The organism is Bradyrhizobium sp. CFUWI, from assembly GCF_056429085.1.
This window is the reverse complement of record NZ_JBWJZE010000028.1, coordinates 1-21,766: the sequence shown is the minus strand read 5'-3', so window position 1 is coordinate 21,766 and position 21,766 is coordinate 1. Positions and strand designations below refer to the sequence as shown.

The 21,766-nt window shown below is 59.2% G+C and carries 14 protein-coding genes and 3 pseudogenes; 8 read left to right on the top strand and 9 right to left on the bottom strand.

The window, feature by feature from the left end; genetic code table 11:
* Positions 1–2: 2 nt before the first annotated feature.
* From AC066S_RS34575 to trpD, 4 genes are all read right to left on the bottom strand, one after another.
* Positions 3–1,142 carry a M20 family metallopeptidase gene (locus tag AC066S_RS34575; RefSeq protein WP_235884874.1) on the bottom strand — a complete coding sequence of 380 codons (1,140 nt, stop codon included), beginning with the start codon at positions 1,140–1,142 and terminating at the stop codon, positions 3–5.
* 431 nt (positions 1,143–1,573) lie between these two features.
* The gene (locus tag AC066S_RS34570) at positions 1,574–2,098 is read right to left on the bottom strand and encodes a flavin reductase family protein (protein WP_235884873.1); all 525 of its coding nucleotides are present in this window, start codon (positions 2,096–2,098) and stop codon (positions 1,574–1,576) included.
* Positions 2,099–2,538: 440 nt separating this feature from the next.
* The gene (locus tag AC066S_RS34565) at positions 2,539–2,721 is read right to left on the bottom strand and encodes a hypothetical protein (protein ID WP_235884872.1); all 183 of its coding nucleotides are present in this window, start codon (positions 2,719–2,721) and stop codon (positions 2,539–2,541) included.
* A gap of 246 nt (positions 2,722–2,967) precedes the next feature.
* Positions 2,968–3,981, bottom strand: a complete 1,014-nt coding sequence (gene trpD / locus AC066S_RS34560; RefSeq protein WP_126262062.1) for an anthranilate phosphoribosyltransferase — start codon at positions 3,979–3,981, stop codon at positions 2,968–2,970.
* 1,419 nt (positions 3,982–5,400) lie between these two features.
* Between trpD and AC066S_RS34555 the strand changes: the two genes are divergently transcribed.
* From AC066S_RS34555 to AC066S_RS34525, 7 genes and pseudogenes are all read left to right on the top strand, one after another.
* On the top strand, positions 5,401–5,640 hold the full coding sequence (locus AC066S_RS34555; RefSeq protein ID WP_164719141.1) for a hypothetical protein: 240 nt from the start codon (positions 5,401–5,403) through the stop codon (positions 5,638–5,640).
* Positions 5,641–6,425: 785 nt separating this feature from the next.
* Positions 6,426–6,632 (top strand): hypothetical protein, encoded by a 207-nt coding sequence (locus AC066S_RS34550; protein WP_205680571.1) that lies wholly within the window; start codon positions 6,426–6,428, stop codon positions 6,630–6,632.
* Positions 6,633–8,602: 1,970 nt separating this feature from the next.
* Positions 8,603–9,022, top strand: coding sequence for a DUF7694 domain-containing protein (locus tag AC066S_RS34545; RefSeq protein WP_126262060.1), 420 nt, complete (start codon positions 8,603–8,605; stop codon positions 9,020–9,022).
* Positions 9,023–9,691: 669 nt separating this feature from the next.
* Positions 9,692–10,525, top strand: coding sequence for a YopT-type cysteine protease domain-containing protein (locus tag AC066S_RS34540; protein ID WP_135167351.1), 834 nt, complete (start codon positions 9,692–9,694; stop codon positions 10,523–10,525).
* Positions 10,526–12,841: 2,316 nt separating this feature from the next.
* Complete coding sequence (locus tag AC066S_RS34535; RefSeq protein ID WP_126262163.1) at positions 12,842–13,969, top strand: hypothetical protein; 1,128 nt, start codon at positions 12,842–12,844, stop codon at positions 13,967–13,969.
* Between the two features lie 924 nt (positions 13,970–14,893).
* Positions 14,894–15,481: pseudogene (locus AC066S_RS34530) on the top strand (Ulp1 family isopeptidase); the annotation flags it as partial.
* A gap of 335 nt (positions 15,482–15,816) precedes the next feature.
* The gene (locus AC066S_RS34525; RefSeq protein ID WP_235884958.1) at positions 15,817–16,491 is read left to right on the top strand and encodes an IS110 family RNA-guided transposase; all 675 of its coding nucleotides are present in this window, start codon (positions 15,817–15,819) and stop codon (positions 16,489–16,491) included.
* On the opposite strand, the pseudogene AC066S_RS34520 reads toward AC066S_RS34525, so the two are convergent.
* From AC066S_RS34520 to AC066S_RS34510, 3 genes and pseudogenes are all read right to left on the bottom strand, one after another.
* Positions 16,491–16,750: pseudogene (locus AC066S_RS34520) on the bottom strand (IS66 family transposase); the annotation flags it as partial. The gene AC066S_RS34525 and the pseudogene AC066S_RS34520 overlap by 1 nt on opposite strands.
* Positions 16,751–16,890: 140 nt before the next feature.
* On the bottom strand, positions 16,891–18,435 hold the full coding sequence (locus AC066S_RS34515; RefSeq protein ID WP_164719158.1) for an acyl-CoA dehydrogenase family protein: 1,545 nt from the start codon (positions 18,433–18,435) through the stop codon (positions 16,891–16,893).
* A gap of 263 nt (positions 18,436–18,698) precedes the next feature.
* Positions 18,699–19,019 carry a hypothetical protein gene (locus AC066S_RS34510; protein WP_478271736.1) on the bottom strand — a complete coding sequence of 107 codons (321 nt, stop codon included), beginning with the start codon at positions 19,017–19,019 and terminating at the stop codon, positions 18,699–18,701.
* Positions 19,020–19,254: 235 nt separating this feature from the next.
* Here AC066S_RS34510 and AC066S_RS34505 point away from each other — a divergent pair, with 235 nt between their 5' ends.
* Positions 19,255–19,560, top strand: coding sequence for a hypothetical protein (locus tag AC066S_RS34505; protein WP_126262160.1), 306 nt, complete (start codon positions 19,255–19,257; stop codon positions 19,558–19,560).
* 218 nt (positions 19,561–19,778) lie between these two features.
* On the opposite strand, the gene groL is transcribed toward AC066S_RS34505, so the two are convergent.
* Together groL and AC066S_RS34495 are read right to left on the bottom strand one after the other, a co-directional pair.
* Positions 19,779–21,419, bottom strand: a complete 1,641-nt coding sequence (gene groL / locus AC066S_RS34500) for a chaperonin GroEL (RefSeq protein ID WP_135167584.1) — start codon at positions 21,417–21,419, stop codon at positions 19,779–19,781.
* 85 nt (positions 21,420–21,504) lie between these two features.
* Positions 21,505–21,642 (bottom strand): annotated as a pseudogene (locus AC066S_RS34495) (co-chaperone GroES); the annotation flags it as partial.
* Positions 21,643–21,766: the final 124 nt, after the last annotated feature.

Below are 21,766 nucleotides of genomic sequence, written 5' to 3'. Positions count from 1 at the left end.
GATTATCGCAGCGTCTGATACAGGCGGTACAGTAACCGCGCGCGAGGTTCGATCGACGAGATGTAGAGTTGCTCATGATACGTATGCGCGCCCTTGCCGTCAACGCCAAGGCCATCAAGGGTCGCGGTATGCGGCGCGGTGAAATTGCTGTCGGAGCCGCCGCCGCTGAACGCGTCGAGCAGCTCGAAGCCAAGTTCGGCGGCGAGCGTTTTGGCGTGTGCGTAAAGTGCAGCACCGGCGCTGGTCTTCTCATATGGCGGACGGTTCAATTCGCCTGATACCGTCACGCTGACGCCGTCGGAGCGCGAGGTGATGCCGAGAATCTTCGGCACCAGCTCGTCGGCATGTGCCATGGTGGGGACGCGCACGTCGACTTGCGCATAGGCCAGTTCCGCGACGACGTTGGGCCTGGTGCCGCCGCGGACGACGCCGACATTGACGGTGATACCGCGCGTGAGATCGTTCATCGCCTCCAGCGTCTGGATCACATGGGCGAGTTCCCGGATCGCGCTGCGGCCGTCCTCGGGCCGCGTACCTGCATGCGCCGGAGCGCCCTTGATGAATACGTCAAAGCGCGCAACGCCCTTGCGTCCCGTGATGACCTTGCCCCCGTCCCGAGCGGGCTCGGTCACCAGTACGTATTTGGCCTTGCGGCCGTCGGCCTCGATCAGCGCGCGCGAGGTTGGGCTGCCGAGCTCTTCGTCCGAGACGTAGAGGTGCGTGATGCCGAGCGGCGGGCGTGCATCATCGGCGCAGATTTGCCGGAACGCGTGATAGGCGAGGTAGGCACCGCCTTTCATGTCGTAGATGCCGGGGCCGAACGCACGGTCGCCGTCGATCTTGAAGGGTAGCCGTTCGATGGATCCCATCGGATGAACTGTGTCGAGATGGCTCAACACCAGAATGCCCGGTACGCCCTGCCCCCAAGAAGAGCGGGTGACCAAATGATCGCCGCAGCCGTGACGCCCCGCAACGCGCTCGACACCGGCCGGCAGGTCGCGATAACCTGCTGCGACGACATCAGCGAGTTTGTTGATCTGATCCGGCCGCTCCGTCGGAGATTCGATCAGGACCCAGCGGCGAATGCCCTCGAGAATCTGGGCGATTTCGAACGCGTTGCTGGACATAGTTGTCTGACGCATTTGAATTCGATTTGTCATCGCAAGATCATAACGTCACCAAGTACTCACATCGGAATCGAGCCCGAAGATATAGAGAAGCGCCAACCATTGTGACCCGGGGCGTGCCTATGAACCCGATCCTGCTGCGGCAACGATGCTTACTCGCCTGTCGTTCACAACTGATCTACCAAAGCTGGTAGTTTCGAGGAGACTATGCAGTTGTCCTGATCAGGTACCCGCACGCGTTTCGACGCGGGAGGTCGCAGACCGGCACAAGCGTAGCTCGACAGGCGAAGCGCCGAAATCGCCGGAGCTGATGAGACCTTTCAATCGAGCCTAATCTGTGGAACCAGTCGCAGCCCAGGCAATTGTTGGATGGCTGTCGTGGAAGCGACTAGGGAGTGAGGCCATCGACCATTCCGCTGTCCCGACGGCCTGCGCAAAAACCGCACTCAGTCTGGCAGTAAAGTACGAAGTGCGCCCCGGAAGTTGATCAATGGATTTCCATCGCTTTGTCGGGCCGCGACAATTCGTCCGATAAAGACGGTGTGTGTGACAAGCGCCTTGTGGTCATACAAAACGCATTCGAGCGCGCAAAATGCGTTGGGCAATAGCGGTACATCGAGGACGCCCTGATCCCAGGCCCCGGTGTCGAAGCGGTGAACGCCTTTCGCCCCCTCCCCACCGCCAAAACGCAGCGCAAGGTCCTCCTGGTCACTGCGGAGAACACTGACTCCAAAGCTGCCGTTGGCAAGGATCTCGTCATGTGCCTCGGAGCGGGCATTGATGCCAACGACCAGGCACGGCGGCTCCATGCAGATGGACGTCACAGAGCTCACCGTCAGTCCACGTCGTCCGGCTGCCGTCCCGGTCGTCACGATGGCGACACCGCTCGGCAGGCTTTGCATGGCATGGCGGAACTCTGCCGGTTGGATAGATGGCATATCCCGAATCGCAGGAGGGAACTGGTGGCTCATGATTGGTCCCTGCTGTGGAACCCCACTTCTAGTGTCTCCACACCCAGAGACGACTTTGATCCCTATGGGGCCTGTAATGAGTTACCCGGTGTCGAAATTGCGTGACGAATAGGCTCAGATGGAGACCGGGTATGACTTCGATGTCCTCCGGATTAGCTACAGTCATGACCGGACGGATGTGCAATATCTCGGCGGGTTACGCCGGATGGCGATCGCAGCGGCAGAACTGAGAATTGCCGCCGCCTTGTTTCGACAGGCCTCCTTAAACAGCGAACCGCGCTGAGCAGCCCGGCGACGCGCCAGTGCACAGGGAATCGTGGTCGCGATTCAACCAGCTGGGCCGGAATCTCGCTGAGCCCCCTTCGGACGGGATGACGCCGATTGCGGTAACGGCGCCCGCCCTGCCAGAGGGTCTCCGCATGTAGACGGCATCGGCGCACCTAATGTACTTTTAGGAGAACACGTTTTTTTGCCGCGAGAAGATGCTCATCGAGCGTCGCGTGCAGCGCACCCCGCAACTCCGGTGGGATCGAGCTATCTGTATCGATCAATTCCCGAAACTTCCGTATGATGTGTTCTATCGCAGCAATAGATCCGAGTGTTTCAATCTTCTGCCGGGACATCATCATCTCCTTTGGCGCGCAGCGCGTTTCATCGCGGGTCCTCCCTCGGCAACGCGGGCTGCAACAGGGTTTCATCGTTGAGGTTGGCTCTCGCGCCCGTGCTCGGCGCGAATTGCTTTCGACCGAGCGCTGGCGGCGCAGGCTCCTTGAATCCCGCAGAAGTGACGTGCATTCGTGGCTCCAATATTTTCGCGCTCGTGAGCAGCAGACCTGGTCGCAATACTGGAACATCGGCCGGCTCGGCTGTCAGGCGTTCGAAACCGTGATCAGGCGCTTCAGTCGAGCGGCTGCGGCGCCGCGATCAAGTGATTCTTGTCCAAGTGCTACGCCTTCCTGCAGTGTCGAGGCCCGCCCAGCCACGACCAACGCCGCCGCCGCGTTCAAAAGCGCGGCGTCGCGAAATGGACCTGGTACGCCATTAAGCACATTTTGCAGCGCAACGGCATTAGTCTCCGCATCGCTGCTTTCCAGCGCGTCGTTGCGGCAGCGGGGGAGCCCGGCTTGTTCCGGGGTCACTTCGAAGGTGCGGACTATACCTGCCTCAAGCGCAGCAACAAACGTTGGGCCGGTGAGGGTTATTTCGTCGAACCCGTCCGAGCCATGAACAACCCACACTGACTCGGCACCAAGGTTCTTCAAGACGTATGCCAGAGGCTGCAACCATTCGGGAGACAGTACCCCAACGATCTGCCGCTTGACCCCGGCCGGATTGCACAGAGCCTCGATCAGATCAAAGGTCGTATGGGTTCCAACTGCGGTCCGGATCTGCCCGATGCGCTGCATCGCCGGATAATGGGCTGACGCAAACATGAAGCCGATGTTGGCTTCCTGCACGCAACGTGCGATCGCGTCAGGCTTGAGATCAACCTTTACACCGAGGCGCGCCAACACGACTGCGTCGCTTGAACCCGAAGACGCACCGCGGTTGGCATGCTTGGCCACGGGAATGCCGGCCCCGGCGACGATGAAGGAAGCACAAGTCGACACGTTGACCGAATGCATAGGGGTCTTGCTCGTGCCGGCGAGGCCGACGGGGTCGCATGTCGACTCGACCCGCGGCATTCTATTCCGCATCGCCAAGGCGGCGCCAGTGACTTCTTCGACCGTTTCGCCCCGGACCCGCATCCCCATCAACAAGGCGCCGACTTGCGAGGGAGTCGCGTAACCCGACATCATGCTGTCGAAGGCTGACGCAGTTTCCTCACGCGTCAGAGTGGCGCCTGTGGCAACTTTGCCGATGATCGATCTAAGCACTTCCATCGAACTTTACACGTTCCTGTCCAAACCTCGAGCTCTTCCGCAAGTCATCGTTGAAGACACCCGGCATCGATTGCCTTGATGCAGTCGCCCGTCCCACGTGGCATGGCCTCATTGACGCTTGAGGCGGCAGGCGGTTGAGTGTGGGCATGCTTGGCGAGGCTACAACCTGACGCTACGTGAGGGTCAAGCTCTCCATTTCGGTGGAGCCGTCGAGAGGAGATCGTCGGTCAGTTCGAACACTGCAGTTGTTTGCCACAGGACCGATGACGCTGTCTCGTGCCCGCAGTGGCCTCTTTACCGCGGTGTTCCGGCCGGATCACCGCATCCTTCAAAGCCTTTAGCCGTCCGTCGCCGGCCGCGGTGGTGAACCGTGGAAGCGGCTTCCTCTACCTTGCTTCGAGGCTATCCGTGCTGGGTAGGTCGAGCCCGATCTTAGCTGGCTCCACACAATAACCCCACCTGGTTGTAAATGAAGGTGGCCGTCCCAGAGCGATGGACGCGTCCCGTTGATCCGCCCGCGTGGGCCCGGTCATGTTCGGTCCTGCCTTACAGCAGAATACGCCGTGCTGTGGCGCGTCGAGGCGATCTGTTTTCAGAACAGCCTCTGCGGTGGAATGATGATTTTGGCGAGCATGGGATCGAACGCCGTGATGTGCCGGTTTGCATGACGCCGCTGTCGATCCATAGGCCATCCGGATACTCGAGACGAAGTACTTTGCCGGTGGTCGGGACATATCCGCGTATCGGAGCCGCCGCGCAGGGGTGAGCTCGATTGCATGCCCAGTTGAGACAATGTCGGACTGCGAAAGTGCAGGTCCTGGATGAACTTCTGCAAACGGGCTGCACCGAACAGTCGCGCTCGAAGAGCGGGCCCCGCATCAACCTCATGGTAGGATTGCAGAGCGATTTCAAGCTTGTGCAGCGTTTTGATAACGTACGCCGCACCCCTATTGGCAATCAGAACGTATCGAAGGGCAATTCCTGCATTCGCCTATCTCGACAAGCGCGACTGAACCAGAGCGTTGGGCAATTGTAGGCGGCCATGCGCGTCGCCTGACCGCGGGTGTCCTGCAGGTCACGCTGCGATCACTTCCGCGGATAGGCGAACGAACAGGCCGCCACATTCACCTCGAGTCGCTGCTTTTCTTGCCAGTGTCTCGCACGGAGATCACGTAGCGACATCGCTGGCCGAGACTCGCTTGCTTGGATCTGAGGCAGGCAGTGATAGCGGTGCGATCTGGTATGTGGCTGCTACAAAGGCGGAACACGTCCTCCATGCAAGCCTCTTTCTCTTCTGCGGTCGGCGTTTCCTCGCCCGCGTTGACCGGCCCTGAGATTACCGCTGTTGCGATGACAAGAGCAATGGCGCAGCGGGAGATTGTGAGGCGCGAAGCCAAATGACTTCGTTGATTTTGAGTCATGATATCCATTCAAGTCCGGTTGGTTGCGTTATTGTTCTTCCTGCGCGAAGCGCAACGTGACCTGTCCGCCGAGAAACAGGCTGAACTGCTTAAGGAAGGTGCCGGCATGCTCGTTCTTCCGCTTTTGCGGTCCGTGCGGTGCTGGTCCTCCGTCCGGCACGACAGAAGCGACACCTGCCTAGTGGCGGAGTACCACGAAGAGTGGAAGCACTGGCGGCTGAGCTGGCCCAGCAAGTGATCATTCTGGAGCTTCCAGTGACTCGGTGCATGCCTGGGTGTCGCGAGGCACTGTTTGGGCCTGACATGAGGTACTCTGGCTCAGCCAACCGCCAACCGACGCCGTAGCCGGCGCGACGCCGGGGGAAGGGCATGCCCCTATCGCGACGCAGGGAGAGGGCAGGCAAAAGCGCAGGTGCGCCCAAGCCACTGTTGATGATGCATTCGATCGTTAGCGAACCATGATGGCGCGCGACGAGACTACGTTTGCTGTAATCGCGCCTGTGTTCAGAGATATGTGAAGACGCTGGGTAAGGTTATCTGGGATGGAGTCTCCGTCTGGCGTTCCGCTGGGGTGGAGCGCCTGCCGTGTAGAGCTCGAAACGCGCGATTTCGTCCAGTCGCGACAGGAGCAGCTCCGACGCAGCGCGGACGAGGATGCTCGTTGAGGATCGTAGCGTCCTGATCGAGTCGCGCCAGGTGAGTTTAGATATCTGAAACATTCGCAATTCTCTTGACGTGTCTGGAACGGGCTGGATTGTCGGAGGTGGCTGCGGCTTGTCGAGGATCGTACAATCTAACGCTACGTGCGATTCAAGCCCCTTCGTGCGTCTGATCGTCTGATGATGTCGGGGCTGTGCGTTCTTCGTACGAGCCTCGGCCGCAACGCGCACAGTGGTGTTTCAGAATAGCGGCTGTGCATGGCGACTGCCGCCTCGGCACCCGAGGCTCCAAGCGTCGCTGCTACGTGATTATACGGAGCGCCGGTGTCGCATTTCTTTGATCTGCGAATTGCATGCTCTCGGCATGAATCCGAAGAGTAAACTCTACCAACCCGAGCACTGGCGAGGCCGTGCGGAAGCAACGCGAAAGAAAGCGGAGGCGCTCGGCGACGGGAAAGCTAAAGACAGGCTGCTCAAAATTGCCGTGGAATACGACAAGCTGGCTCGGCGCGCCCACGTGTGGCAGATGCACAAAGACGAGGACGATCCATGGCATGAGGAAGAGCTGTAAAGCGTCCCCACAGATCATCAAAAGACGCCAACCTGTTGGTCGCTACCGGACCCAATGCCACGCAAATGTCGCTCAGCAAGCAAGTCAGTGCCTGGAAGGGACGTTGAGGGGCACCGTAGGGCGGGCATCCTGACGGTCTTGTGCCGCGCTCCGGATCGCGACATATATGGCGGAGCAGTCCGCCTGCCCAACGCTCCTTCAGGCCGACTTGCTTCGTCAGCTTCTCGAAAGCTAATCCTCATAAGAAAATGCGCAGCCTGGACCTCAATTTGCAGTCAATGCGTCGCAGTAAACGCGGACGCCGCGATGCCATCAGCGTCGGAACGTTCAGCTGTTACAGGTCAGTGCGTGGAACTTGGTCGAGGCTGCAATGGCATATCAGTTTCGCCAACTCGAGATATCTGCGTCATGCCTCAAGATTTCCTTTGCGTTCGCCCGAGGGGCGGATTTCCAGGTAGTCCCGCGAAGTTTGCGCCGGAACCAAGTGTGAAAGGGGGCACGTCCGATTGATGATGCGTGCGCATGCGGTGCGGTCGCGGCATGCGAAGAGGTCGCAAAGCCCTAGCGCCTCTGCCATCCGCGAGATGACTTCAGAAGAACGTTGCGATGATCCAGCAGAGTCCGGCCCAAAGCAGCGCATTTATGAGGAGTGCGGCCAGTGGCCAAAGGTTCCACCCCCTTTGCTGCCGGGAGCGACAAACGGCGCCGTAATGCTTGGTCGGCGGGTGCTTTGGTGCGCGCCAATGCGTCATTTCATCAGACGTCGCCCTGATCGACCGAAAGAAAAATGCCGGGCTTTGCATACCTCGTACCACTCAGAAGTTCGCAGTCATCTTGCATAAGGAGAGTATCGGAATGTTGCCTGTTGCGCGGCGAGCCTCCGTCCGATGGTAGGCTCGTGTATGGTCGGTACAGTTAGGGTCGCTTTCCGTCACCGCAGCAATCTACATGCCACGACGCAGAAGTATCAGGACCGCTTTGATGCCGACAAAAGCGCGTATGTCGGACGTTCTCGACACAGAGCCGCTGCCAGATGTCGGATTCGCGACGTCCATGTCCGAAAGACAACAACGGCATTAGCGACAGAAGGCTGAGCGTATCGCGAGCGCCATACCGTGAGCAATGAATTCGGACTTGCATCGTAGTGTCGCGTGAAGAGCGGCCGACGATCGCCCTGATTGAGATCCACTAATCGTTGTTTCTGACCGCTAGCTTACGACAAGAGGCCGAGATGGCAACGATCCGCTAGATGTCGTCGGTTCAAGGACGATTCATGCCAGGCGTACGCGGCTCGGGCCGCAGGCCGGTTCGACGCCCGGTCTTTCAATCATGTTCACCTAGATGGGCGGATTGCCACTGTTCAGACCCGGCGAGAAAGCCGTGAATGACAGGTACGATCTCACAAGCAGTAATATCGTCGGTTCAGCTGGAGCCATCACTGGCTTTGCGAGTCATCATGGAATGTACATGTCAAAGCCCGCTATAGAGAGAATGCCATGATGCCGACCAATTCATTGAAGAGGAGGTGCCGCCAGTTTCTTGTGCTCAAGCGGCCATGACATGAATGCGCACTAACGCTTGCTTGAAGCGCGGGGAGAGCGATGGCAGACATAAGTGTTGCTGATGCGCGCTCTATTCGGCGATGTGCGACCAACACTGGATGGCATCGATGAGTAAGATGCTGGGCATGAGAGGGGCTCGATGACAGAGTTGTATTATGAGCGGGAAGGTGCGTCGGCGGACTGATTCGGGTTCGCTCAGATGTGCTACCGCTCGTACTCACGTCATCAGTGGCCCCTGAGAGCGTTCGGCGCACGATGCGATCGTTAGAAGAGTATAGCAGGAGAACGAGTGATGATGGACATCTGCGGCTTTCTCAGATGGTGCTCTGAAGAGCGGTATAGTAGCGCTTTGCGAGACAACGTGCTCTGCGTCGGTTTCAATGACCTCCGAAAGGCAAAGGGGCGGGCGTGCGAGCGCAGTTGATAGAGAAGCTGGAGGCCGGCCGCGTGCAACACGGCCGGTTCGCTACGGTTCCGGGATCAGGCCCTTGCGGCGTTTTCCTTGTGCAGGGGCCTTGCGGGTGTGAGCTAAAGATAAGTGGATTTGTTCGTCCTGGCTGGGAGCATGTTGCAGTCTCGACGCCGCGGCGCTGTCCGAATTGGGAAGAGATGTGCTTTGTAAAAGACCTGTTCTGGGATGAAGAGGAGTGCGTCATGCAACTGCATCCGCCATATTCGCAGTATGTGAATAACAGCCGATATTGCCTTCACCTGTGGAGACCCACGCATCGGGACATCCCGATGCCGCCGCCGAGCTTTGTAGGCATCGTTGGACTAGAGCCCTCAGACGCAGCAATGTTGTTCGCGCGGATGAGCGCTGCACCATGATGAGCTGAGTTAGGAACCCAAGCGGAAGGTGACGCCGAGCGGCTGCAGAAGCACCGATTCGGCGCCGCCGAACTGAGGCGCCAAAAGCGTGTGTATGTCCAGGATCCAATTGGTCGTAGCCGTGCGCGGGGCTGAGCCGAATTTGCTACTATCGAGTAGGAGAAGCTAATAGTGCACTGGTCCCGGTAAAGATCGCGGAGCCATGCTGAACGCAGTTCGGCGGCAACAACAGCATCTCGCCGGGCCGACGATCCTCACAAGACATCACTGGGCGATCCGACGATGCGAATTGCGCACTCTTTGCAACGAGAAGTGTGTGCCGACCGGCGGCGTAATGCGATGGTTGTGAGATCGAGTTCAAGGCGACGGTCGAATTCAGTTTGACGAAGGCGCTCTTGCCCCATCACCCTGACCGCATCCGGAATTGCAGAAGGTCGGGCCTGCCGTCGCTGTGCGACAGTCATCAGCTCGTCGGCCACAATCTCGCATCTGCAGCGGGGCCCGTGAGCAGAGACCGTCGAGACACCAATTAGGCGCGGGGCGGTAGCTTCGCTAAGTTATCTGGTTGTCAGCTCGTCGTCAGCTTGCCGCGAGATCATTCACAAGCAGAGTGCAAGCAGCCCGCGCTCGTTCTGAGGAAACGTAGGCTGAAGAAGCAGGCGAGGCGGCATGTATAATCGAGTTAGTGACCGATCCACACGCCCTAATCAAGCTGACGAACCGAGTGGATCGGCGGACAGCTACGAATTTGCTCAAGCATTGACGGATCTCGCTCAACGGGAGAGCCCGCCATCTAGGGAATTGTCCGACAAAATGGGGCTCTGCTGCAGCAAGCCACAGACCTCAGATGCAGTCATTTATAGTCCAAGCACCTTGGAGCCCAGCACATCTTCTCTGTCCTCCAGCTCAAATCCATCCTCTCCCGCGAGGCCCATTCGTCCTCTCTTCGAATACAGGACTGCTGAATTGTCCGAGGCCAATGTGGACGGAATCTGCGTTGGATTGGCAGCGGAGTGGCTCCTCAATCTCCCGAGCAGCCCATCATCCCGGATGACGGCGCTGCGCCCGGGAACTCAAAATCACAGCTCAGCGGCAATCCGGCAGCAGCGGTATGAAGACCTCAAGAGTCTGTTGCGAAGGAATAGGGCGGAAGGGTCCCACAACCTTCAGGCAAAAAGGACGATGTTACGCGAAGCCGGTCTAGAGCCGTTCGCCCAAGAGACGCGATATAGATTTGGTACATCTTCGCGCATTGACCAGATCGTGAATGAGGTCGCCGACGATCGGTCGATCTACTTGGTCAGCTTGCGTTTCGCCGCAGGTGGCGCCCACACAATCGCAACGTCGACATCGAATGGAATGACGACCCTCTTTGATCCCAACTATGGGGAATTTACTGTTCGCTCAGATCAGATGGGTGAGTTGTTCAAAAGTCTCGCCTACCGCTACTGGAACCCGAACCGACATGATATATCGACTGTCGTCACACTAAGGATGACGTGAGTGTTTGGGAGGTTGCAACATACTTGGCCGAGGCCCGCGAGTGGATCCTTTCGCGGTCGATGCCGGACATCCGCCTCGCGTCCGGCAGTGCAACTACAGCAGGAAACATGGATTGTGGCGCCCTGACGCGCGCCCGACGTGAAGCAGAGCTCACAGCGCCCCCTTCGGACGTTGGAGGCCATGCTCGGCCGAAGCTCTCTGGAAGTAATGCAGCAAGGGGAAAATGCTCAGAGAGAGGCTGGTCGGTCACTCAGATTGATGAGCTCGTGCGCTGGCGCGTCAAAGTCTGAATGGGCTGCGCTTGCAACTCATGCAGGACCGGCGGCCCGTTAGACTTTCCTGAAAGTTGGCTAAGCTCCTCGTGTGGGTTTCGACGCCTTTAGCTCTTGCGCGCGGGGCTAAGGGCTAAGGGCGGGCATCACGCATCCAAAACAATCGGCACCAGTTGTATTTTCGTCTGCTTTAGAATCGTCACCGGCCGCTTCTCCACTGACCTCGCCAGCCAAACAGCTGCTGTCAACGACAATGCGTGCCGTCGCACCATCGCACGACCGGGTCGACGCTCGCCACGAGCTCGGCAACAATCCGTGCTTGTCCTCGTCATTGCGCTTTCGCTGAGGTCCGGCTCTGGTTGAAGATCTCAGCACCGGAACCGAAACTGATAACACTATGCACTGTGTTCGTTTCAAGCCTAACGGGCAAGCTTTTGGGCGAGCCGACTACAAGGTCCTTCAACAATTTTCGAATTTACGGCCTGGATCCCCTCTCCGGAGCTGGCTATTAGTTCTGGAAGATCCGAGGGCTTACATATGACCCCAGTGCCACACCGGAAGCAGCGCGGGCGCGACTCGGCGCTGGTCAGGACGGTGAATCAGACGCTGTCGCTGCCACGCCCGCACTGGTTGAAGTTAGCAGAAACGTGACTCGGCGCCCAAAAGCCCCACGCATACACAGGGCAAGCGCTGTCCCTACCACGAGCCGCTAACTTCGACGTCACTGTAGAATGACTAGCTTTCCGAAAGCTGACGAACCCGACGCGATTCACAAAAACGAAAGCGGCCGGTGGCCCTCCTGACTGGAAGCCACCCATCTGTCCAGCGGGCGTCCGACCTAAGAGTATGGTCAAGCATAGACATAAGCCGATCTCTTCAAAGAGGTCGTGAAACTCACATATAATATGTGCCGCGAGATGATGTCAGCAGAAGCCTATCGATATTTGCAAGGCCCGGCTCTGCGACATCATTCACGAAAGATGATCCTTTACCTCCGAGACTTCGATGACAGCCGGGCGCATCCGATCAAGCTCGAAAGTGATCGGACACCAGGCCAACGAACGGCCTTTCACTGTTACCCGATGCCCTCGGTCGCGTCCTCCGGAAGATGTCGGCGGTTGGGTCGGGCGATGTCGAATACCTCGATGTCACAGGGTGAGCCGTCTTCTCCCGAACAGGACCATGTGCGCCCGTGCGGCCCATAGATTTGATCGCCACTTCATTGGCGGACAGTGATGCCGATCTCTTCGCATTGTCCGGAAAGTGGAAGGCGCGTCAGCGCGGCGCGCGGGCTAATATAACGGTGAAGCGCCAGTCAAAACGGGATCCGATCTACGCTTACTTCACGAACTCCTTGTTTGTCGATATTGTGGCCGGAAGCCCACGGTAGTCTCTCCTGAATCAGCTGCCGCGAGTCGAGCAAGCCGCTCGCGAAGCGCGCCCTCCAGAGCGCCGTAGCGAGCGAACGGCTTGCGGTGTTCGACGAAATAACCTGTCGAGATTAGATCCTAAAACATGAAGCTCGGACCGCTAGTTTGATCTCTGCGGTGCTTATGAGCCGTCGAGCGGCCTTTGATCGCCAATACTTCAGCAATCACTGCAGGGTACGTCGCTGATGGCCGCTCAACCGACCGCGCGCAGACGCTTCCAGCCGGGAGAGAAGATCGACCGCGGACAAGTGCGGGGCCGCCGGTATGCCGTTTCAAGCAAAGCAATGACGAGTCGTCGGTTCCCATGCCGCCGGAAGGCTTCATCGGCCGAGAGCAAGGCGGGCCCTGAAACCCATGAAGCCCCGCGACGATTGAGAGCCGCGGGTCGGTCGTTTTGCCGATGTGGCGATGCATTGCTTTGCGAGCGACGGCCTCGTCAGCTTCTGGAAAGCCTATCCATAATAGGATCAGCTCAATTGATTTCTTGGACGTGAGGCTATCGTGGACCCGTACAATTTCGATCCATCCAATGTAACAGCTTGGTCCCGGGTGCAGCACGCGGTCTTGGAAGAGCCGCAGGGGGGCATGCCGGGCAAGAGGGCTTTGAGCAGAACTTGGCGGAGGCGCGCCCACCCGATCCGGGTCCTGTCTCCGGTGGCGGCCGCAACTATCATCCCCATCTCTCTGCAGAACATCGGGACATTATCGATAAGGCGATTGCCCAATATGCAGCTCAGAAAAACCCAAAACCGACGACGGTTAAGCGCTATACTCAGGTGCTTCGCCGACTTGGAAATCATCTTGGCGCTCATCGCCAAAAGATTGATCTGGGGGACCACGAGTCCCTGGTCCGTCACGTCAAGACTTACTTCCCTAACGACGAAGGCATAAAGAAAGGGTTGAGTGTTCTTCGTGCGTATCATGACCCGAGCTATGTAGCTTCTGGCGGGCGGCCGCGCACAATCCCCTCAGCGGACGACGCGCCCCTCTCAGAGCGGCTTAATGCCAGTGGCATGACGTCGGGTAGCGCTGCTCGTCATGATCGTAGTCTTCGCAGATTTTCTAACGCGCTTAATCTTGCGGGCCACTCGATATCCGGACTAGACCACGCTGCGCGTATTGAATTCGCTCAGAAGTTGTTCCCGAAGGACGAGCATCTATTGTTCGCGTTAAACAAGGTTGGCGATGCCGAGCACGTTGCCGAAGCGGGTCCGTCTCGAAAGCGCAGCGGTCATGCTGTCCCGTCGCGCACATTGCATCTTCATCCCGATGACGCCCGCATCATTGACGGCCTGGAAAAAGCAGAGTTGAGCATGCTCAAACCCGAGGAGACTCGCCGGAGAAAAGATGTTCAAGATCTGGCCGGCAACCAACGAAGATTCGGTGCTTGGCTCCAAAGCAATGGGCGAGGGAGCATAGTGAGCCGACTGACCGGCACCAGTGAGCAGCAAAAGTCGTTGAACGACGATCACACGGACTTTAAAAAGCTAGTCGAAATGCTGACATGGGCTTCGATCGTCTTCGGAGCTACCTATGGCTCGTCGAGGCGAACGCTGCGCTGGGCGTCTCCTCCGAGCAGGCGGGTGGCGAGCCGCGGCGTGGCGAGTCGAACTCTACGTGGTCGCCGCACTTGCCGCACGATTTTGAGTGGCCGACGCCGGAAGCTGTGCCAGATGGGTCGTCGGCGATCTACCGAGGTCTCGACTCTTTCGTTGATCTGCCGTACACCTCGCAGGAGGTAAGAGACGATGCTCAGTCAGCGCCGGTGAGTAGGGCTGCCGCCAGACCGCCCCACTTCACCGGACCGTTGGACGCGCCAGCTCGGTCGCCAGACATTTTCCGCGGTCTTCAGTCTTTCGTTGATCTGCCGTACACGCCACAGCAGATGCGAGACGATGCTCAGTCAGCGCCGGTGAGTAGGGCTGCCGCCAGACGGCCGCTCTTCACCGGACCATCGGACGCGCCAGCTCAGTCGGCAGACACCTTTCGCGGTCTTCAGTCCTTCGTTGATCTGCCGTACACGCCGCAGCAGATGCGAGACGGTGCCCAGTCGGCGCCGGTGAGTGGGGCTGCCGCCAAATCGCCGCTCTTCACCGGACCATCGGACGCGCCAGCTGCGGTCGGCAGACACCTTCCGCGGTCTTCAGTCCTTCGTTGATCTGCCGTACACGCCGCAGCAGATGCGAGACGATGCTCAGTCGGCGCCGGTGAGTGAAGCTGCCGCCAAATCGCCGGTCTTCACTGAAATATCAGACGTGCCAGCTCAATCGTCAGACATCTACCGCGGTCTCAACTCTTTCGTTGATCTGCCATACATACCGCAGCAGATGCGTGACGATGCTCAGTCAGCGCCGGTGCTCAGCCCTGCCGGTGAACCCACGTTCTTCGTCGGGCGGTCGGGCGTACTTCAAGAGCTTGAGGACATCGGAGACCGAGTCGACATGGATTGGCAGCATGGCTCCCAGCCGGCGCCAAATTTCTTACTCGATGTCCTGGATAACATCGGGGTCCTGCCGACCCAGTTCAGCGGCCCAACCGAGGTCTCCATCAACGGTGAGTACTCGATCACATTGGGGCCGCGAGGACGCCGCGGTGCGCAATTCATCCATCATCCTCGCCCGTCTCCTGTCCCGGGTGCTCAGATCGGCTCCTCGGCTAGCGTTGCCTCTTCCGGTCACCGCAGCGGACCCGTGCTAGGCCCCACGCAGTGGCTGGGTGACGAGCATATCCAGCAGGACTATGAGCTCCTGGCGAATGAGTTGCAGCAGAACAATCCGGATCTCGCCGCCCGGACGCGGTTCGTGGATCCCCTGATTGCCCAAATGTTGCGATCCCCCTCCAAGGAGGTCGCCGAACGAGCATTAGGGTGGTTTCTCCATGATACAGCCGACTTCCTGTTCCTGCCGGTAAGCGATGCCAGCAATACGGATAGACATCGGCGCGGCAGTCACTGGTCGCTGCTGCTGGTTGATCGCCGCGATCGGGACCGGCCGGTCGCTTATCACTATGACTCCACGCAGGGATATAATGACAGGCCCTCAGCGGAGCTCGCACGACGGCTCGACGCTCACCTGCAACAGGCCCCGATAAGACAGCAGCAGAACGGTTATGACTGCGGCGTCTTTGTCGTGGACGGCACCCGGGAACTAGTTAGGCGATTGGCAGCAAGACGGCCGGACCTGAACCTCAATAATCTCGTCATCAGTCGGCAGGCACTGGGGGACCGACTAGGCGCTGGTGTCGGCTTCAACTGAACAGGGTGTGCGACCGAGTCAAATGCGCTTCTCGCCGATCGAAGATCCGCCATCGGTGTGTTCGCAGAGCATCATAGTGTCTCACCTGAGGAGCTGAGTGCGCATACGACGAAGGCCGGCTGATTGACGAATGTGCGCGGGCACAACGAGCTCTACGATCAGCTGTGTGAAGGTCAGGCGGCCTGGTGACCGGCGGGCTTATCGGCCTGGCGCAGGAGCTTCTATTCCCAGGGCAGCAGTTCGTGCAGGCGTGTCGCGGGAAGGTCGGCGATCCGGACCAGGACCTCAGACAGCATTGGCTGGACAGTCTGCCTCTTCCATCGGAGGAGCGTGCGATGCTCCAGCGTCTTATCACGGAACTCGAACGCGTGACGAAGCAACTATCGGAAATCGACAAAGTCGTGGCCCAACAGGCTCTGGATGATCCACGGGCTCTCAAGCTGATGACGATCCCCGGCGTGAGTTCGGTCGTCGCATCGAGTGTACTGGCCTCCATCGGCGACATCGCACGCTTCCAATCACCGGATAAGCTCAGCAGCTACTTCGGTTTGACCCCTCGAGTTCGGCAATCGGGAGAGCATCCGGCAAGGCATGGCCGTATCTCGAAACAGGGCAATCGTGACGCCCGCAAGATGCTGGTTGAAGCGGCCTGGTCGGCCAAGACGGCGCCCGGGCCGCTGCGGGCCTTCTTCAATCGCATACAGAAGAAGCATGGGCCTGGAGTCGCGGCCGTCGCCACGGCACGTAAGCTCGCAGTGATGATCTGGCACGTCCTGACGACCGGGAAAGATTATGCTTACGCACGACCGGCGTTCACAGCGATGAAACTCCGGAAGGTGGCACTCAAGGCTGGAGCGCCTCGTGCCTATGGCAAGGCTGGCCCGGGTCGGGACTACTGGATCAAGGAACTGCGTGAGCGGGAAGCTGGCTATGTCGCACGCGTCGAGCAGGCGTACGAGCGGATGGTGGCGGCCTGGAAGGAGAAGCCAAAAAAAGTGGCCTTGAACTGACGATAGGGCTTCTCAACACCATCCGTGGTCAAGCAGATCCCGCCATCGTCGAGGAAGCGGGCGAAGTCGTTCCAGCGCCTGAGCATGTTACTTCGTAGGCTTCAGGACCTCGGTGGAGGGCGAGAGGGTTTCGCGCCCCGCAACCACGTGCATGTGCTCAAGAAGCGGCTTGCTCTTTCCGTGGCGGACGGCCGGTCACGTCGGCGTCCCGGCCGTTGATGGTGCGCTGGATATCGAACGACGCATCGAGGTGTCTCACCGGAGCGCGATTAGGTTAGGCCCTCATAGCAGCCTGCCGGAATTAGACGTGGCAGTGCATCAGGGATGCTTCGCCTTTCCGCGGTTGCATCGTCGCGCGCGGGACCACCAGGTGGAAAGACGTCCGGCATCGGCCAGATGTCAGACATACTGCACTAATCTAAGGTAATCGTCCGTGAGGACAGGTGAGCGAATCGAACAAGCCGCGTCTTCAAGGAAGGTGGTGAGAGTCCGACTAGCCCAATTGCGGACTTCGACAGATTGCCGGGCCGGCGCGCGAGTACGGAGAGTTGCAAGTTCGGAACTGACGAGGTCAGCCGCCGCTGCGGCGCAATCTGAGGCAGAGAAGCAGCCAGCAGACATGACAGCTTTTGCCAGCCCCAATGTGGTGAGCCAACCCGCATAGATCAGCACGGCACCGTCTGTCTCATTGAGCCCAGAGAGCTGCTCAATTGCAGCACCATGGACTGATGCCGCTCCAACTGATCGAAAGAGATCGGCTATTTCGTCACGCGTGGCTTTAGAGAGGAGGCAGCGACCGAGATGCGATAGGAGCGCCTCAGTCGGACCTTCGAAGATGCGAAGGATGCGAGCGTCTCGATAGATTTTGGCTAAAGGCGCTCCCTCGTCGTAACCACGGCCACCTAACAGCTGGACGCATTGATCAGCGACAAGGCCGCACCACTCCGAGGACAAAACCTTCGTTGCCGACGCAAGGTGGACGTTTGGCGCGCCCTGCGCTGAAACAAGTTGGCATGATGCGGCCAGCATCGCCTTCACGACTTCCCGCCGCAGCACCATCTGTCCAAATAACTGCTCGATGTAGCTGTTCTCGATCATGCGCAGTTTACCGAGTCGGCGATGGCTTGCATAAGAGGCTGCGACCTGGATAGCGCGCTCAAGGGCTCCAAGACCCATAGCAGCCACACCGATACGGCCGCGGTTCATGCTAGATGAGGCAGCGCCCCAGCCGTCTTGATCGCGAGAGAGCACGTAAGAACGCGGCACCTCAACATCGTGGAACTCCAGGGTATTCTGAATGATGCCACGCAGACCCAGTGTGCGATGCTCGTGCGTGACCTTGAGGCCTGGAGCCTGCCTGTCAACGAGTACACCAACGAGCCGACCTTTCGCATCGGGTCCAGACGCGCGCGCAAAGCAAACGATCCAGCGAGCCCAGTCAGCGAGGCCGATCCAGATCTTGCGGCCAGAGATACGAACTTTATCTTCGCGCATGAGGGCCGAAGCCTCTATGTGCCTCGGGGCCGAGCCAGCTCCGGGCTCCGTCAAAGCGAAAGCGCAGAGATCGCCGCGTGTTGCACCCCAAATGATATGGTTTTGTTCCGGGATGTGCGGTGCCGCTTGGATGCAGGGCAAGGCCAGGAAGTTATGGATGACGAGGGTAGAGGCAGCGGAGACATCGAAGGATGCAGTGGCAGAGATGAGGTTGATGGCCTCCTCTAGGGGAAGAGCTAATCCGCCGTGCTCTCCTGGTGTGGTGAGCCCGAACAGTCCATGCCTTGCCAATATGCTGTGTAGGGTTGGAGGGAATGCTCGGCGGTCATCCGCGTCGGCGAAATTTAGCTGACTGAGGTCAGCGATCAAATTGGAGTATAGTGCAGCTGCACGGCGTTCGGCCGTGCGTTCCTGCGCCTCCCGGAATTGGGCATAAACCTGAGTATACATGGCCATAAGGCCCACAATGAACCCGGTCGCGCTTCATGCCAATTCATCCCCGCGGCTATCTCGGTTACACATTGGTATAGTGTGGATGTAAGCCCAGTATAAGCACGTTCTGCGGGACGTCGACTTATTGCGACCGCTGCGTGGACTCTCATCAAGATAAGTCTTGTCGGGCCTATCGGAGGCGCACGTTCGTTTCTTCCCATTGGCCAAAACTAGGTATGTTGCGCAACGATGAACCGCACACCGCAAGTTCGATGGTAGCGTCAACCCGCCGCATCATCTAGACCGCCTCTCTTGCAACTGCCCCGTAGGCAGCGGCGCTCCTTTGCCCCTATCTGCGACGGCCCATCCATCTCATTGCCGAGGCACCACAGCTTGATCCCATGAGGCGCCCGCCAGCCGTGCTTGCGGCGAAGCTCCGACCACACAGCTTCTCCAGGATGGTTGCAGTGTTCGACCAAATTGCGAGCGGCATCGCCGCGGCGGGTCCCCAGATTGAGGGCAATCATCGACGCGACATCGGCGGCCCGGCGCCAGTCCATGAATTCATTGGTGCCGAAGCTGTCGGGTCGGTGCTCAACCAGCCAAATCGAGGCGCGCCGGCCTCGTCTCTAGTGGTCCAACACCGTCCTCCCAATTGTAACCGTGCCGCCAGGATATCGAACGACGGGCGGGCCGAGCTCCTTCACCAGCGCCAGCACGGCCCTCCGAAAACCTCTTTCGTCTACGCTCCGATGGCCGGGCTCGTAGATGCTACCGTAGATGCATCGGCCCCGATGTTCGACGAAAGACGAAAGCACCAAACAGACGAGAGTTCGTGTGACCAATGGTGAAGTCGCGATCGATCAGAACTGTGGCTTTCCTGATGTTCTTCTCGGCCGGCCTGCGGCTGATGACAGTTACGACGTGGCCTGCTGCTCTGCGAAAGGAACAAATGAAAATGCGTGCCGACACTGGAGAGAACTCCATGAAGCCGATCCGCATCTAGCAGTACGAGCCTTTGGCAGCGGCAGCGGCAGCGGCGTCGTGGAGATATTGGGCGCAAACACTACAACAATAAAGAGAGCAATCGGCAACAACTCGCCAATTTTACGGCAAACCCACGGGGCGCAGCCAGCCCGCTAGCACGTTCCGAGTCGTTCTGGGTAGTCCAAGGTTCGGTCCCGCTGCATCCTCAAGAAAGTCATTCCCCGTGATTTGCCCGACCGTATGCGCAACAGCATCGATTACGCAACCTTCTGACACACAGCGGCTTGCTAGGGTTATGTTGCAAGCCCGCCGAAGCAAAACCCTGGCATTCCCGCCGGGGTTTTGCATGGTCATCGACACTTTGGCAGAGTAGATCAGAAGTCCATACCGCCCATACCGGCGCCTGGAGGCATTGCTGGACCAGCCGCAGCCTTCTTTGGCAGCTCGGCAACCATCGCTTCCGTCGTGATCAGGAGAGCGGCAACCGAGGAGGCGTTCTGGACCGCGATGCGCACGACCTTGGTCGGGTCAATGATGCCCTTGGAGACAAGGTTGCTATACTCGCCTGTCTGCGCATCGAAGCCATAAGAGTACTGCTCGTTGTCCAGGACTTTGCCGACCACGATCGAACCGTCTTCACCGGCGTTGATCGCGATCTGGCGGGCCGGCCAGGACAGCGCCTTGCGCACGATCTCGACGCCGGTCTTCTGGTCGTCGTTCTTGGTGCGCAGGCCCTTGAGCTGCTCGGAGGCACGGAGCAGGGCGACGCCGCCGCCCGGGACGATGCCTTCTTCCACGGCCGCGCGGGTCGCATGCATCGCGTCATCAACGCGATCCTTGCGCTCCTTCACCTCGACCTCGGTCGCGCCGCCGACGCGGATGACCGCGACGCCGCCAGCGAGCTTGGCGAGACGCTCCTGGAGCTTCTCACGGTCGTAGTCCGAGGTGGTTTCCTCGATCTGCGCCTTGATCTGGGACACGCGCGCCTCGATGTCGGCCTTCTTGCCGGCGCCGTTGACGATCGTGGTGTTCTCCTTGTCGATCATCACCTTCTTGGCGCGACCGAGCATGTTGAGCGTGACGTTCTCGAGCTTGATGCCGAGGTCTTCCGAGATCGCCTGGCCGCCGGTCAGGATCGCGATGTCCTGCAGCATGGCCTTGCGGCGATCGCCGAAGCCCGGAGCCTTGACGGCCGCAACCTTGAGGCCGCCGCGCAGACGGTTAACGACGAGGGTCGCGAGGGCTTCGCCTTCGACGTCCTCGGCGACGATGACCAGCGGCTTACCACTCTGCACCACGGCCTCGAGCAGCGGCAGCAGCTCGTTCAGCGAGGAGAGCTTCTTCTCGTTGATGAGAATGTAGGCATCATCCATCTCGACGCGCATCTTATCGGCGTTGGTCACGAAGTAGGGCGAGATGTAGCCGCGGTCGAACTGCATGCCCTCGACGACGTCGAGTTCGGTCTCGAGCGACTTGGCCTCTTCGACCGTGATCACGCCTTCGTTGCCGACCTTCTTCACGGCGTCGGCGAGGAACTTGCCGATCTCCTGGTCGCCGTTGGCCGAAATGGTGCCGACCTGGGCGATCTCCTCGTTCGAGGTGACCTTCTTGGAGTTCTTCTGGAGGTCCGCAACGACGGCTTCGACCGCGAGGTCGATACCGCGTTTCAGGTCCATCGGGTTCATACCGGCGGCAACTGACTTCACGCCTTCGCGGACTATCGCGGCGGCCAGGACGGTCGCAGTGGTGGTGCCGTCGCCGGCAGCATCCGCCGCCTTCGAAGCGACTTCGCGCACCATCTGGGCGCCCATGTTCTCGAACTTGTCGTCGAGTTCGATGTCCTTGGCGACGGCAACGCCGTCCTTGGTGATGCGAGGCGCGCCGAACGACTTGTCGAGCACGACGTTGCGGCCCTTCGGACCGAGCGTGACCTGCACGGCATTGGCGAGGATGTCGACGCCGCGCAGCATACGGTCCCGCGCGTCTACTCCGAATTTGACTTCTTTGGCTGACATTAAGAATTCCCTCAGTTCTTATTTTATCACCCTTCAGCGCGCCTAGGTGGGCGCTCTTCAGGTAGTGAGCTGTGCGAGCGCTGGGTTAGGCGGCTTTCTTGTTGGAAAACACATCTGTGAGAACGCCCATGATGTCGCTCTCCTTCATGATCAACAGCTCCTCGCTATTGATCTTGACTTCGGTACCCGACCATTTGCCGAACAGCACACGGTCCCCGACTGAGCTGGTCCCGCAAATCTGAACAGCGCGATAAGTGGAGTTTCTGCCTGACGGCGGGCAAGATTGACCCGCGAATCAGGAGAGACGATGAGCAGACGAGCACGGCGGAACCACACTCCGGCTTTCA

Excerpts from the sequence above, each read along its gene's own strand:
- AC066S_RS34525 (WP_235884958.1), top strand. The coding sequence starts at position 15,817 with ATGCTCCAGCGTCTTATCACGGAACTCGAACGCGTGACGAAGCAACTA.
- AC066S_RS34565 (WP_235884872.1), bottom strand. The coding sequence starts at position 2,721 with ATGTCCCGGCAGAAGATTGAAACACTCGGATCTATTGCTGCGATAGAA.
- trpD (WP_126262062.1), bottom strand. The coding sequence starts at position 3,981 with ATGGAAGTGCTTAGATCGATCATCGGCAAAGTTGCCACAGGCGCCACT.
- AC066S_RS34515 (WP_164719158.1), bottom strand. The coding sequence starts at position 18,435 with ATGTATACTCAGGTTTATGCCCAATTCCGGGAGGCGCAGGAACGCACG.
- AC066S_RS34570 (WP_235884873.1), bottom strand. The coding sequence starts at position 2,098 with ATGAGCCACCAGTTCCCTCCTGCGATTCGGGATATGCCATCTATCCAA.
- AC066S_RS34575 (WP_235884874.1), bottom strand. The coding sequence starts at position 1,142 with ATGCGTCAGACAACTATGTCCAGCAACGCGTTCGAAATCGCCCAGATT.
- groL (WP_135167584.1), bottom strand. The coding sequence starts at position 21,419 with ATGTCAGCCAAAGAAGTCAAATTCGGAGTAGACGCGCGGGACCGTATG.
- AC066S_RS34555 (WP_164719141.1), top strand. The coding sequence starts at position 5,401 with ATGATATCCATTCAAGTCCGGTTGGTTGCGTTATTGTTCTTCCTGCGC.
- AC066S_RS34540 (WP_135167351.1), top strand. The coding sequence starts at position 9,692 with ATGTATAATCGAGTTAGTGACCGATCCACACGCCCTAATCAAGCTGAC.
- AC066S_RS34550 (WP_205680571.1), top strand. The coding sequence starts at position 6,426 with ATGAATCCGAAGAGTAAACTCTACCAACCCGAGCACTGGCGAGGCCGT.